Annotated in this window: 8 protein-coding genes and 2 pseudogenes; 9 read left to right on the forward strand and 1 reads right to left on the reverse strand. The window is 52.1% G+C overall.

Features of this window, described 5'->3' with window-relative positions; translation table 11 throughout:
• The first annotated feature begins 29 nt into the window (after nt 1-29).
• Nucleotides 30-278 (forward strand): hydrogenase maturation factor HybG, encoded by a 249-nt coding sequence (gene hybG / locus M4I31_RS03780; protein ID WP_003024459.1) that lies wholly within the window; start codon nt 30-32, stop codon nt 276-278.
• Nucleotides 279-374: 96 nt separating this feature from the next.
• Here hybG and yghU read toward each other — a convergent pair whose 3' ends face one another.
• Entirely contained in the window at nt 375-1,241 is an 867-nt protein-coding gene (yghU, locus tag M4I31_RS03785) for a glutathione-dependent disulfide-bond oxidoreductase (RefSeq protein WP_003846344.1), read from the reverse strand.
• A 218-nt stretch (nt 1,242-1,459) separates the two neighbouring features.
• Between yghU and M4I31_RS03790 the strand changes: the two genes are divergently transcribed.
• The 8 genes and pseudogenes from M4I31_RS03790 (at nt 1,460) to tssA (ending at nt 13,838) form a co-directional block, all read left to right on the forward strand.
• A complete protein-coding gene (locus tag M4I31_RS03790) occupies nt 1,460-3,748 on the forward strand; it encodes an FdhF/YdeP family oxidoreductase (protein WP_085048738.1) in 2,289 nt (762 codons plus the stop codon).
• A 153-nt stretch (nt 3,749-3,901) separates the two neighbouring features.
• A complete protein-coding gene (gss, locus tag M4I31_RS03795; RefSeq protein ID WP_085048739.1) occupies nt 3,902-5,764 on the forward strand; it encodes a bifunctional glutathionylspermidine amidase/synthase in 1,863 nt (620 codons plus the stop codon).
• Between the two features lie 467 nt (nt 5,765-6,231).
• Nucleotides 6,232-6,729 carry a type VI secretion system contractile sheath small subunit gene (tssB, locus tag M4I31_RS03800; protein ID WP_085048740.1) on the forward strand — a complete coding sequence of 166 codons (498 nt, stop codon included), beginning with the start codon at nt 6,232-6,234 and terminating at the stop codon, nt 6,727-6,729.
• A gap of 65 nt (nt 6,730-6,794) precedes the next feature.
• Nucleotides 6,795-8,324 (forward strand): type VI secretion system contractile sheath large subunit, encoded by a 1,530-nt coding sequence (gene tssC / locus M4I31_RS03805; protein ID WP_069324335.1) that lies wholly within the window; start codon nt 6,795-6,797, stop codon nt 8,322-8,324.
• A gap of 23 nt (nt 8,325-8,347) precedes the next feature.
• The gene (gene tssK / locus M4I31_RS03810; protein ID WP_085048741.1) at nt 8,348-9,685 is read left to right on the forward strand and encodes a type VI secretion system baseplate subunit TssK; all 1,338 of its coding nucleotides are present in this window, start codon (nt 8,348-8,350) and stop codon (nt 9,683-9,685) included.
• A gap of 5 nt (nt 9,686-9,690) precedes the next feature.
• Nucleotides 9,691-9,945, forward strand: a pseudogene (locus M4I31_RS03815) (DotU family type IV/VI secretion system protein); the annotation flags it as partial.
• A 15-nt stretch (nt 9,946-9,960) separates the two neighbouring features.
• Nucleotides 9,961-12,243, forward strand: a pseudogene (locus M4I31_RS03820) (ImcF-related family protein); the annotation flags it as partial.
• Nucleotides 12,240-13,838, forward strand: a complete 1,599-nt coding sequence (gene tssA / locus M4I31_RS03825; RefSeq protein WP_085048742.1) for a type VI secretion system protein TssA — start codon at nt 12,240-12,242, stop codon at nt 13,836-13,838. The pseudogene M4I31_RS03820 and the gene tssA, both read left to right, overlap by 4 nt.
• The last annotated feature ends 18 nt before the right edge of the window (nt 13,839-13,856 follow it).

Below are 13,856 nucleotides of genomic sequence, written 5' to 3' on the forward strand. Positions count from 1 at the left end.
CCATAGGTTGCTATGGGGCGGAGTCAGATATGTGTATTGGAGTCCCTGGTCAGGTTCTGGCCGTTGGTGAAGATATTCACCAGCTTGCGCAGGTTGAAGTGTGCGGCATCAAACGTGATGTCAATATTGCCCTGATTTGTGAAGGTGATACAGCTGAGCTGGTCGGGCAATGGGTGCTGGTGCACGTAGGGTTCGCCATGAGCATCATTGATGAAGATGAAGCTAAAGCCACGTTAGACGCACTTCGCCGTATGGAATACGACGTCACCAGTGCGTGATTTTTTGCCGGATGGCGGCGCAAACGCCTTATCCGGCCTACGGCATGACATCTTTGTAGGCCTGATGGCGACGCCCCGGCGTCGCCATCAGGCATTTTAAGCCTGGCGCTTATCTTCGGTATTGGTATCGAAGTCGCTGGCGTCATGGCGTTCATGAAGCTGTTCGTTCAGCGGCCCGTTGGTACGGTTTACAATACGGCCACGCTTAACCGCCGGACGCGCTGCAATCTCTTTTGCCCAGCGCTGCACGTGCTTGTAGCTTCCTGCGTCAAGGAACTCTGCCGCGTCGTACACGTTGCCCAGAACCACATTGCCAAACCACGGCCAGACCGCCATATCGGCAATAGTGTATTCATCTCCGGCCACAAACTGATGCTGCGCTAATTGCTTATCCAGCACGTCGAGCAGGCGCTTGGCTTCCATTGTGAAGCGATTAATAGCGTACTCAATTTTTACCGGCGCATAGTTATAGAAGTGACCAAAACCACCGCCGAGGAAGGGGGCCGCACCCTGTAGCCAGAACAACCAGTTCAGCGTTTCAGTACGTTTAGCCAAATCCTGCGGCAGGAAGTAACCATATTTTTCCGCCAGATAGAGCAGGATTGCGCCAGACTCGAAAACGCGAACCGGCGGATTTTGCGAGTGATCGCGCAGCGCAGGGATCTTCGAGTTCGGATTCACCTCAACAAAGCCGCTGGAAAACTGATCGCCATCGCCAATACGGATGATCCATGCATCGTATTCCGCGCCCTTGACGCCCTGCGCCAGCAGTTCCTCCAGCATAATCGTCACTTTCTGCCCGTTTGGTGTACCCAGCGAATAGAGCTGCAGCGGATGTTTGCCGACCGGCAGCGTTTTCTCATGGGTGGCGCCGGAAACCGGGCGGTTGATATTGGCGAATGCGCCGCCGTTCGATTTTTCCCACGTCCAGACTTTCGCGGGCTGATAGGTATTGTCTGACATGTTGACCTGCCTTCTGAGTGGTTGTGTTGATGCAGTGTAGCAGTTAGGGAAAACTCAATTTAACAGATTGGGACTTTATGTCGCTTTGTGCTGAAAGGGGAAGATAAATCTAACCCGTTCATTGTAGCCGGGCCGTACTCCATGAAGAGGAAATCAATGTTGGACGGAAATTGCTACCGTATTCACCATCAAAAATTGGCGGTGAATAAGCAGTAATAATGAAAAATGGTGTTCCAGGAGTAAGCGATTATCAGGGCCCGGCGGGTGGGTGGGGCGCGGTAAAAGCCGTCACTGCTTCGGTATTTTCGCAAAAGGCTATCGCCCGCGACATTATCGCAATGTTCAAAATGAACCAGGTGAAAGGGTTCGATTGTCCGGGTTGTGCGTGGCCGGACCCTGGACATCGTGCGCCAATCGAGCTGTGCGAAAATGGCGTGAAGGCGGTCTCCTGGGAGACAACCAGCAAGAAAGCGTCCCCGGAATTTTTCAGCCGTCATCCGGTTTCCACGCTCTGGCACTACAGCGATTATGAACTGGAAAACATTGGTCGTTTGACGCATCCAATGAAATACGATGCAGCGTCAGACACCTGGCAGGCGGTGGATTGGGATATCGCCTTCCACGAGATCGGTGAGCGTCTGCGCAGCTATGACTCAGCGGAACAGGTTGAGTTTTACACCTCCGGCAGAACCTCAAATGAGGCGGCATTTCTGTATCAGCTGTTTGCCCGCGAGTATGGCAGCAACAATTTCCCTGATTGCTCAAACATGTGCCACGGTCCTACCAGCACTGGATTAACGCAGGCCATTGGCCTTGGGAAAGGGACCGTTGAACTGGACGACTTTGACCACTGCGATCTGGTCATTTGTATCGGACATAACCCCGGCACTAACCATCCGCGCATGCTGACCACTTTACGCGAGGTTGCCAAACGCGGAGCCAAAATTATCTCCATCAATCCGCTGAACGAAAGGGGGCTTGAGCGCTTTAGCTTCCCGCAAAGCCCAAAAGAAATGTTTGGCGGCCAGGCCACGGAGCTAAGCAGCGATTACTATCAGGTTAAAATAGGCGGTGACGCCTCGCTGCTCAAAGGCATAATGAAAGCGCTGATCGAAATGGATGAAGCGAGGATCTTACTGGATCGACAGCCCTGCCTCGATCATGCTTTTATTCATCAGCATACCGAGGGTTATTCGGCGCTGTATGACGATTTACGCCAGTGTAGCTGGGCAGAACTGGAACAGGACTCCGGACTGACGCGCAGTCAGATGGAGGATCTGGCACACAGCTATAACAAATCCCGCGCCACCATTATTTGTTACGGGTTGGGGATTACTCAGCATAAAAACGGCACTGGGAACGTTCAGCAACTGGTAAACCTGCTGCTGCTGAAAGGCAATATGGGGAAACCGGGCGCGGGGATCTGCCCGTTGCGGGGCCATTCTAACGTGCAGGGCGATCGTTCCGTGGGTATCAATGAAGCGGCGTCCGAAGAGTTCCTTCAACGCCTTGAGGCGCATTTTGCTATCAGCGTGCCGCGCAAGCATGGCCGCTCCAGCGTGGAGAGTATCCGGGCCATCGAACGGGGAGAGGCAAAAGCGCTCATTTGCATGGGGGGTAATCTGGCGGTGGCGATGCCGCAGCCGCAGCGTACTTTTGCGGCGATGAAAAATCTGGATCTGCAGGTCCATGTTGCGACCAAGCTGAACAGATCGCATTTGCTGCTGGCAAAACATAACTACCTGCTGCCCGCGTTAGGGCGAACGGAACGTGACATTCAGGCGACGGGGATCCAGTCGGTGACCGTCGAAGACTCGATGTCGATGGTTCACGCCTCCTGCGGCGCGCTGAAACCGGCTTCCCGCTGGCTAAAATCGGAACCTGCTATTGTCGCTGGTATCGCTCGCGCCACGCTGCCTCTTTCACCAATCAACTGGGAAGCGTTAATCGGAGACTATGCGTTGATCCGTGACGCCATTGCCGCCGTGATCCCGGCGTTCCGTGATTATAACGCACGTATTGCCGAGCCGGGCGGATTTCGCATGGATACGCCCGCCTCGCGACGTGAATGGCGAACGCCGAATGGCAAAGCCAACTTTATCGTCAGCCATCAGCAAGCGGTGGAGCGGGAAAATCAACCTGCCGATGCGTTAGTTCTGGCGACGCTGCGTAGTCACGATCAGTACAACACCACTATCTATGGCATGAACGATCGCTATCGTGGCATTACCGGTCGGCGTGATGTGGTGTTTTTAAGCGCCGAAGAAGCGGCGGCTCGCGGTTTGAGCCAGGGCGATGTGGTCAACGTTCAGGCGCTGGACGACAACGGCCAGCCCTGTGCGGAACGTGTTATGCACGGTTTAACGGTGGTGATTTACAATATGGCGGCAGGCTCTGTTGGCGCTTATCTGCCTGAAGCGAATGTCCTGCTTTCGCTGGATGCGGTAGACACACAGAGTTTGACTCCGGCGTACAAAAGCGTACCGGTCACCCTGAAAAAAGCGTAGTTCCTGCTGTGAATTTTTCGCCTCTGAGCGCCAGCCGCTGCGTTGAGGTGTATGATGATGTCGACCTCTGTCCGGTTAGTGTCGCAGAGCAGGCAATCAGAGCGATAAATTCACGCCAACCTGCTCAGGCTGTATTGTTTTGAGGTAAGGTGCATGAGCAAAGGAACGACCAGTCAGGATGCCCCATTCGGGACATTATTGGGCTACGCCCCAGGCGGCGTAGCAATCTACTCTTCAGATTACAGCTCCCTCGACCCACGGGACTACGACGATGACGCGGCATTTCGCAGCTATATCGACGACGAATATATGGGCCACAAATGGCAGTGCGTAGAGTTTGCCCGCCGTTTTCTCTTCCTGAACTATGGCATGGTTTTCACCGATGTGGGCATGGCATGGGAGATCTTCTCCTTACGCTTCCTGCGTGAAGTGGTGAATGACAATATCCTGCCGTTACAGGCATTTCCGAATGGTTCGCCCCGTGCGCCGGTTGCAGGTGCTCTGCTTATCTGGCAGAAAGGCGGCGAATTTAAAGACACCGGCCATGTGGCGGTAGTCACCCAATTGCTGGAAAACAAAATCCGCATTGCCGAACAGAACGTGATCCACACGCCGCTGCCTCCCGGACAGCAGTGGACCCGCGAACTGGAAATGGTGGTTGAAAACGGTTGTTATACCCTGCGTGATACCTTTGACGACACCACCATTCTTGGTTGGATGATCCAGACCGATGATACCCGTGACAGCCTGCCGCAGCCGGAGATCGCCAATGACTCACTGAAAATTAGCGGCGCGCGACTGGAAAATAGTGGCCAGTTTGACGGTAAATGGCTGGATGAGCAGGATCCGCTGCAAAAAGCCTACGTGCTGGCGAACGGTCACGTCATTAATCAGGATCCGCATCAGTACTTCACCATTACCGAGAGCGCGGAGCAGGAGCTGATTAAAGCCACCAACGAACTGCACCTGATGTATCTACACGCGACCGACAAAGTGCTCAAAGACGACAACCTGCTCGCGCTTTTCGACATCCCGAAAATCCTCTGGCCGCGTCTGCGTCTTTCCTGGCAGCGTCGTCGGCATCACATGATCACCGGGCGTATGGATTTCTGTATGGATGAACGCGGACTGAAGGTGTATGAGTACAACGCCGATTCCGCATCCTGTCATACCGAAGCCGGTTTGATCCTCGAAAGATGGGCCGAGCGGGGCTACACAGGACAGGGACATAATCCGGCTGAAGGATTGATCAACGAACTGGCTGGCGCCTGGAAACACAGCCGCGCGCGTCCTTTTGTCCACATCATGCAGGATAAGGATATTGAGGAAAACTATCACGCGCAGTTTATGCAGCAGGCGCTGCGTCAGGCCGGGTTTGACAGCAAAATTCTGCGTGGCCTCGATGAGCTACGTTGGGATGACGCCGGTCAGTTGATTGACGGTGATGGTCGCCTGGTGAACTGCGTCTGGAAAACCTGGGCGTGGGAAACCGCGATAGAGCAGGTGCGAGAGGTCAGCGAAACGGAGTATGCCGCAGTGCCCATCCGTACCGGGCATACCAATCAGGAAGTGCGTTTGATAGACGTGCTACTACGCCCGGAAGTGCTGGTCTTCGAGCCTCTGTGGACGGTGATCCCTGGCAACAAAGCGATTCTGCCGATCCTGTGGCAATTGTTCCCGCACCATCGCTATCTGCTTGATACTGATTTCACTGTTAATGAAGAGCTGGCGCGAACCGGTTATGCAGTGAAACCTATTGCAGGACGTTGTGGCAGCAACATCGATCTGGTGAGCCACCAGGAAGAGCTCCTGGATAAAACCAGCGGTAAGTTTGCTGAACAGAAGAACATTTATCAGCAGCTTTGGTGTCTGCCGAAGGTTGCCGATAAATATATTCAGGTTTGTACCTTCACCGTAGGCGGTAACTACGGCGGAACCTGTCTGCGCGGCGACGAGTCGCTGGTAATTAAAAAAGAGAGCGATATAGAGCCGCTGATTGTGGTGAAGGAAGCGTAATCTTTCTTCATGTCCAGAAATGAGGTGCGAAAAGCCGGAGTATATCTTCGGCTTTTTTTATTTATAGTTAAATTGATTTTGATTATATTTTAATAAACACCGTGGCATATATTTATAATGATAATTATTTATTTTGGTAATGTTTCTTAATAAGAATACATTTATTCAGTGAATGCATTTAACATTAATTAATTCCTGTGGTTTGTATTAGATAAAGAGCTTCTTGATCTCTTTTTTAAATAAATAATTATAATGTGTTATTTGGTTGATTGGTGATATTGATCATGTTTTCACTTGGATAATATATCGGATTACGTCGCTATACTAATTATAATCATTAATTGTCATTAACAGTCGTTGTTGGCTGCCCACAAAAATGACGTTGTATGAGACTCGTTGAGCGATTGGAAAATGCTCTGTTAGGAAACGCAAAACATCGGCAGGAATCGCCGGTCTGAGAGGGACGTATGGGTGACAGTTTTCAGAATGAAGTGCCAACGGCACGCGTTAATATCAAGTTAGATTTACATACCGGAGGCGTTCAGAAAAAAGTTGAATTGCCGTTAAAACTTTTAACCGTGGGTGATTTCAGTAATGGTAGAGAACAACGACCACTATCGGAACGCGAAAAGGTTGATATTAATAAAAATAATTTCAATGATGTGTTAGCTAAGTTCTCACCAGTAGTTAATCTGAGTGTTAAAAATACGTTAGCTGGCGATGATAGAAATGACGATATTAATCTTACCTTTAAAAATATCCGCGATTTTGAGCCTGAGCAGGTAGCCAGAAATATCCCACAATTACGCGTTCTGTTGGCTATGCGTAACTTACTTCGTGACCTGAAATCTAACTTACTTGATAACGCTGCTTTTCGCCGCGAGCTGGAAACCATCCTAAAGGATCCAGCCCTGAGTCAGGAACTGCGTAATGAACTGGCAACCATGATGCCAGAAGAGATTTAACGCTATACAGGGTTTCCTCCGCTTAATTGGCAGGAATAGTAAAGGACCATAAAAGGAATATGTTGATGTCTGTTCAGGAACATACCTCTTCAGTCGCGGCCACTACGACCAGTGAACGCAGCGTTTATCAATCCCTCTTTGACAAAATTAATCTTTCCCCTGTTTCGGCATTAAAAAATGTAGATGCGTGGCAGAGCGATGAAGCGCTTTCTGATGCCGCTCCGGCTGAACGCGTGACCGCCGCTATTCAGGTTCTGGTCTCATGTCTGGCGGACGCTGCACAGCCAGTAGAGCGCCTGGATAAAACGCTGCTTGATGAACAAATTGCTCGTCTTGATAAGCAGATTAGCGATCAGGTTAATGAAGTTATGCATCATGCTGAGTTTCAGAAGCAAGAATCGCTCTGGCGCGGTTTACATTCGATGATCACCGGCATCGATTTTCGTCGCAATGTCCGGGTAGAAATGATGGATATCAGCAAGGATGCGTTACGTGATGATTTTGACGATGCGCCGGAGCTTATCCAGAGTGGGTTATACCGCCATGTTTATATTGAAGAATATGATCAGCCTGGCGGCGAACCCATTGCGGCAATGATTTCAGCGTACGAATTTGATAACAGCCCGCAGGATATTGCACTGCTGCGCAATATTTCTGGCGTGTCGGCAGCCTGTCATATGCCGTTTATCGGTTCCGTTGGGCCGAAATTTTTCCTGAAAGAAAATATGGAAGAAGTCGCGGCCATAAAAGACATCAATGATTATTTCGAACGTGCTGAATACATCAAGTGGAAAGCATTTCGTGATAGCGACGATTCACGCTACATCGGGCTGACTATGCCGCGTGTATTGGGTCGTCTGCCGTATGGTCCTGATACCGTGCCGGTACGTAGCTTTAACTATGTTGAAGAGGTGAAGGGGCCGGATCACGAAAAATATCTGTGGACCAGCGCATCTTTCTCTTTCGCTGTGAACATGGTGAAAAGTTTTATCAAGAATGGCTGGTGCGTCCAGATCCGTGGGCCGCAGGCGGGCGGCGCAGTTAAAGACTTGCCTATCCATTTGTACGATCTGGGTACGGGTAATCAGGTGAAGATTCCATCTGAGGTGATGATTCCGGAAACCCGGGAGTTTGAATTCGCCAACCTTGGTTTTATTCCGCTTTCTTATTACAAGAATCGTGATTACGCCTGCTTCTTCTCCGCTAACTCGGCTCAGAAACCTGCGCAGTATGATACGCCGGAAGCGACGGCTAACAGTCGGATTAACTCTCGTTTGCCGTATATCTTCCTGCTTTCTCGTATTGCACATTACCTGAAAATACTGCAGCGAGAAAATATTGGTACGACCAAAGATCGCCGCCTGCTTGAGCTTGAGCTTAATAATTGGTTGCGCAGTCTGGTAACCGAAATGACCGATCCTGGCGATGATTTGCAGGCATCACACCCGCTGCGTGATGGGCGTGTCGTGGTGGAGGATATTGAGGATAATCCCGGTTTCTTCCGTGTACGCCTGTATGCCATTCCGCATTTCCAGGTTGAAGGTATGGACGTCAGCTTGTCGTTAGTTTCACAAATGCCTAAGTCGAAATCTTAACGACGCAGCGCACAGGAGGTGCGATGAAGATCTATCGTCCGTTATGGAGCGAGGGGGCCTTTCTGGCTCCCCAGCAGTTTCAGCAACAGACACGTTGGGATGCCTATGTCGCTGACGTTGTTGCTCACATGTCACTTTCATCACCGTGGGGTGTCATCAGCGCGGAGTTTGATGAAAGTGCGCTAACGGTTTCCCGTTTGAATCCCGTTAATCTGGTTGTGCGCTTTCCTGACGGCACGTTAGTGGATACAGGTATTTCAGATAACCTGCCTCCGGCGTGTGATTTATCGCATCTTACTGGTTACAGCAGTGTTGAGATCGTGCTGGCGTTGCCGCTGCTTTCGGCTAATGGCGGCAATCTTTCATCAGGCAACGGCGTTAGCCGTCCGTGTCGCTGGCAGCAGGAATGGCTGCCAGTACAGGATCTCTCAGGTCAGGAAAGAACTGATATGGCAGTGCTGCGGCATGCTATCACCCTCCGGTATAGCCATGACGATAACAGCGCTTACCTGACTTGTCCGGTAGCTTGCCTTATTCGTAATGCTCAGGGGCAATGGGAGCTGGGACGTGATTTTTTACCCCCAGCGCTTTCACTCTCAGCCAGCCCCTCATTAATCAATTCGCTTAGTGATTTGGTGCATCGTATCCAGGCTCGTTGTCGCCGCCTGATGGCCTTGCGCCGAGAAAGTAATGAACGAATGGCGGATTTTGCGGTAGCTGATGTTTCGTTGTTTTGGCTGCTGAATGCGCTTAATAGCTCAGAGCCTGTTCTGAAAGAAATGCTGCAAAACCCAGGCCGTCACCCCGAACTTTTGTGGCGTGAGCTGGCGCGGTTAGCAGGCAGCCTGCTGACTTTTTCATTAGACCATGATGTCAGCGTTGTACCTCCATACCAGCACGCAAATCCGCAGCAGGTATTCCCTCCGCTGTTTGCACTTTTGGTGGAACTGCTGGAAGCCAGCCTGCCATCTCGCGTTGTCGCTATTGAACTGACGCAAGAGCGACAGTTCTGGTATGGCGCTTTGTCGGATGCCCGACTGCGTGAAGGCGCTGATTTTTACCTTTCCGTTCGCTCGGATCTTCCTGCGCATGTCCTCCTTACGCAATTCCCACAGCTCTGTAAAGCAGGGAGCCGGGCAGATGTCTCTGATGTCGTCAATGTGGCACTGAGCGGTATTCCGTTAAAACCGCTAACGCATGTACCCGCAGCCATCCCGTTACGACTGGAAAATCAATACTTTGCTCTTGAGATTAATCATCCAGCAGCCCAGGCCATGCTGGATGCCGGTAATTGCGCTTTCTATGTGCCGGGAACGCTGGGAGAGATTCAACTTGAGCTTTTCGCAGTCTTAAGGGATTGAAATAAATGAATAAGGATATTGATCAGGTGTTTTGGCCAACCTGGCTTGCTGTCAGCCAGTTACGTGGCGGGGCGGAAGTCGATGATGGGGCAGCTTTTTATCGCCAGGCCTGTCAATGGGTTGATTCTGCGCGTGAGGCATTGCGTGAGATGGGGTACAGCGAACACAGCGTTGAGCACATGCTCTACACGCAATGTGCGTTACTGGATGAAAGCGTGTTGAACCGCAATCGGCAGGATAGCGGTTATACCACCTGGCTTGCGACCCCTTTGGGGGTGTTGGCAGTCTGTACAGCCGGTTTGATACTGCTATGGGGGGCGGGAATGGTGGTGTCTTTCCTGGCGAATCGCAATCTGATCGGCGAAAGTCTGGATCAGGCGAGACTGGCAGGCGGCCCGGATAAACCGCTCGCCGAGCGTCTTACGGCGCTTTCCGCTCTTCAGCAAACGCCAGGCATGCTTCGCTGGCGTCAGCAGAATGGAGTGCCGTGGTACTACCGCTTCGGTTTAAGTCAAAATGATGCTCTGCTGGATGCGCTATGGCCGCGTTATACGCGTATCGCTATTCCGCTCCTGCGTGATGAAGCCGCTCAACATCTTACTCAGGAATTAACGGCTTTAACCCGGCTGGCTCCAGACAGCCCGCAGTTTGCTGCCCAGGCAAAGATCGCCTACAACCAGTTGAAAATGTATCTGATGCTCTCCCGGCCTGAACAGATGGAGGCGTCATTTTTTAGTCAGGCGTTGATGCAAGACTGGCCGGAGCGAGCGGGTATTTCGCGTGCATCATGGCAGGGCGTTGGGCCTGGCCTCTGGCAATTCTGGGGAGAACACCTTCAGGCGCATCCTGAATGGAAAATAGCAGCCGATAAAAATCTTATTAGCCAGGTGCGAACGCTGTTAATTCGTCAGATGGGGATCCGCAATGGCGAAGCTGCCTTGTATCAGAAAATCATTGAACAGGTAACTCCGCATTACACCGATCTTCGTCTGGAAGACATGACCGGCGATACCCGGGCAGAGCACGTATTTTATACCCGCAGTTCGGTTGCTGGCGTGTATACCCGCAAAGCCTGGGAAGAGGAGGTTTTGCCCGCCATAGAGAAAATTGTAAACAACCGCCGGGAAGAAATGGATCAGGTGCTGGGGGATGATACGCATTCTGCAAGCGATCCTCTTTCTCCCCAGGCATTAAAGACGCGTCTTAGCGAGCGTTACTTCACGGATTTTGCCGACAACTGGCTCGATTTTCTCAACAGTATTCGCTGGAAGCGCACCCAGACGCTAAGCGATGCTATCGATCAACTCACGCTGATTGCCGATATCCGTCAGTCTCCTCTGATTGCGTTAATGAATACGCTCGTCGTTCAGGGACGCACAGGGTTAACCGGTGAAGCGCTGTCGGACTCATTGGTGAAGTCGGCAAAGGAGCTATTTAACACTAAAGAAAATCAAACCATTGACCAGCATGCACGGGAAGAAGGCCCTATGGCGAGTACCTTCTCGCCAATCCTGGCCTTGATGGATGAACAATCTGCCGGGCAGGATATCAGCCACCTGAGTCTGCAAACCTACCTGACCCGGGTAACGCAGGTCAGGCTGAAACTCCAGCAGATTACTAACGCTGCCGATCCGCAGGGAATGAGTCAGGCCCTGGCGCAAACGGTGTTTCAGGGCAAAACCATCGATCTCACCACCACGCGTGACTATGGCAATCTGGTGGCGGCCAGTCTGGGGCAAGCATGGAGTGGATTTGGTCAAACTATGTTTGTTCAGCCGCTGGAGCAGTCATGGCAGCAGGTATTGCAACCGACCGCGGCGGGCCTGAATGCGCAATGGAAGGCGCTGATTGTGAATGACTGGAACAGCGCATTCGGCGGACGATATCCGTTTCGCGATGTTGGCAGCGAGGCTTCTCTGCCGCTGCTGGCGCAATATCTGCGAAGCGATAATGGTCGGATCCCGCATTTTCTCGAAAGCCATTTAAGCGGTGTGCTGCATAAACAGGGACGTCACTGGGTTGCCGACACGGTGAATGCTCAGGGACTGGTGTTTAATCCGGCGTTCCTCGAGGCGATGGACCAGCTCAGTCAAATTGCGGATGTCGCATTTATTCGTGGAGAAGCCGGGATGCGTTTTGAGCTGCGTCCTGGAACGGCGCGGGATGTAATGCAGACCGACCTCGTACTGGATGGGCAGAAACTCACCTACGTTAATCAGATGCCAGCGTGGAAAAACGTTGTCTGGCCTGCCGATACGCAAGCGTCAGGGGCAACCCTAAGCTGGGTGAGCACCAATACGGGAACCCGAATCTACTCAGATAACCCCGGTACCTGGGGGTGGATACGACTGCTTGAGAAAGCGGAGATAACCGATAACGCTGGCGTGAACAGCGGTTTTAACCTGCGCTGGACAGCGCAGGATGGTTTGCCGCTGAACTACACCCTACGAACGGAAGCAGGTGAAGGTCCGCTCGCATTACTCAAACTCCGCGACTTTGAACTACCAGAAGCAATTTTTGTTGTTAACAGCAAGATTTCCTCAGAGGAAGAAGAATGAGCGCTCTGAAACGTCTACTGGCTGCCAGTACGGCTTCGCCAGATGAACAACAGCAACTCATGGAACAGGCGCAAACGCAGACTGCGCTATGGCAAAACTGGCTATTGCCCATTTCGGCAGCCAACCCTGGTGGTGAAGATCCTGGCTATGACGATGATTTTCAGCGTATGCGAGAGGAGGTGAATAAACTGTCTGGCGCGCAAACGGATCTCATCATTGAGCTTGCGGAAAAAATTCTGACCCATACCAGTAAAGATGTCCGTGTTGTCACCTACTACACATGGGCGCGTTTGCATCAGGATGGTGAGTCCGGCCTGGCGGATGGTCTGATTTTGCTGGCTGGCCTGATGCAGCAATATGGCGATTCTCTCCATCCCTTAAGAGCCAACAGCCATAAGGCCGCCCTTGAATGGCTGGCAGGCGGGCGGATGCTGGATAGTCTGGCGCGTTTTCCCGAGGTTTCACGACCTGACACGCAACGGATCGCCGGTGCGCTGATGCTGCTGGAGCAGCAGTTTAGTCAGCGAGAAGAGAGTATTCGTCCAGGGCTTGGGGCGTTGTATAGCGCGCTGGAAAATCGGCTGGCGCAGTCTGGCGGCGCTCAGGCATTGGTACCGCAAAATATCAGCGCTCAACCCAGCCGACACAGCGCAGAAACCCCCGTCCTCAAAAGTATTGCTTCTGGCCGTGAGCTGCTGGAACAGGCACGGGTGTTGGCAAAATACTTAAGCGATCAGCCAGAAGGCTGGCTGGCGGCGCATCATTTGATGAAAAGCGTGCGCCTCGATACGGTCAGCCAGCTTCCTCCGCCAGATGGCGCCGGACGTACACGCTTGGTACCGCCCAAGAGTGATTACCGCGCGCAGCTCAAACGTCTGTATTTGCAGCAAAACTGGACTGAACTGATTGAGTTAACTGACAGCTTATTTGTCGAGGGAGTGAATCATTTCTGGCTGGACGTGCAGTGGTACCTTCATCAGGCGCTAACCAGGGCGGGTTCGCCATGGGATAAAAATGCCACGATTATCATCAGCGATCTGAAAATGCTACTACATCGGATGCCGGGTCTGGAAACACTGGCTTTTAACGATGGAACTCCGTTTGCTGACGATGTCACCCGCGAGTGGATAGCCCGTGACGTGCTGCAGGAAAGCGACTGGCGGACGGAAAAAGTCGCTGCGACTACCGCTGGGGTGGATGACGATATTCTGCTCCTTGAAAGCGAGGCGCTGGCGCTGGCGGATAGCGAAGGCATTGAAGCAGCGCTTGCCTGGCTTCAGACTCGCCCCGGCATTATTTCACCTCGACAGCGTTGGTTACGCCAGTTGTTGATGGCCCGTCTGACCGAACAATGTGGGCGCAACGATCTCGCGCTGCATTTGCTTGGCGAATTGAATACGACAGCACACGCTCTCACCCTCAAACAATGGGAGCCTGAACTGCTGTTTGAAATCAAAGCGCGACGGCTGAAACTTCTGCGTTTAAAAGCCAACCGCAGTGAAAGTGACAAAGCGCGTCTGGCGCCAGAGATGGACTCTCTGTTGTCCGGTTTGGTCGCCATTGATCCCGCCAGAGCCGCCGTCTTGTGTGGCTAAAACTAAAAAAGCGAACTG

Origin of the sequence: Citrobacter sp. XT1-2-2, assembly GCF_023516235.1 — a bacterium.
In the GTDB taxonomy this organism is placed as follows: domain Bacteria; phylum Pseudomonadota; class Gammaproteobacteria; order Enterobacterales; family Enterobacteriaceae; genus Citrobacter; species Citrobacter werkmanii.

Bases quoted from the DNA above. Each gene is read 5' to 3' on its own strand.
- hybG (WP_003024459.1), top strand. From the start codon at position 30: ATGTGTATTGGAGTCCCTGGTCAGGTTCTGGCCGTTGGTGAAGATATT.
- yghU (WP_003846344.1), bottom strand. From the start codon at position 1,241: ATGTCAGACAATACCTATCAGCCCGCGAAAGTCTGGACGTGGGAAAAA.
- M4I31_RS03790 (WP_085048738.1), top strand. From the start codon at position 1,460: ATGAAAAATGGTGTTCCAGGAGTAAGCGATTATCAGGGCCCGGCGGGT.
- gss (WP_085048739.1), top strand. From the start codon at position 3,902: ATGAGCAAAGGAACGACCAGTCAGGATGCCCCATTCGGGACATTATTG.
- tssB (WP_085048740.1), top strand. From the start codon at position 6,232: ATGGGTGACAGTTTTCAGAATGAAGTGCCAACGGCACGCGTTAATATC.
- tssC (WP_069324335.1), top strand. From the start codon at position 6,795: ATGTCTGTTCAGGAACATACCTCTTCAGTCGCGGCCACTACGACCAGT.
- tssK (WP_085048741.1), top strand. From the start codon at position 8,348: ATGAAGATCTATCGTCCGTTATGGAGCGAGGGGGCCTTTCTGGCTCCC.
- tssA (WP_085048742.1), top strand. From the start codon at position 12,240: ATGAGCGCTCTGAAACGTCTACTGGCTGCCAGTACGGCTTCGCCAGAT.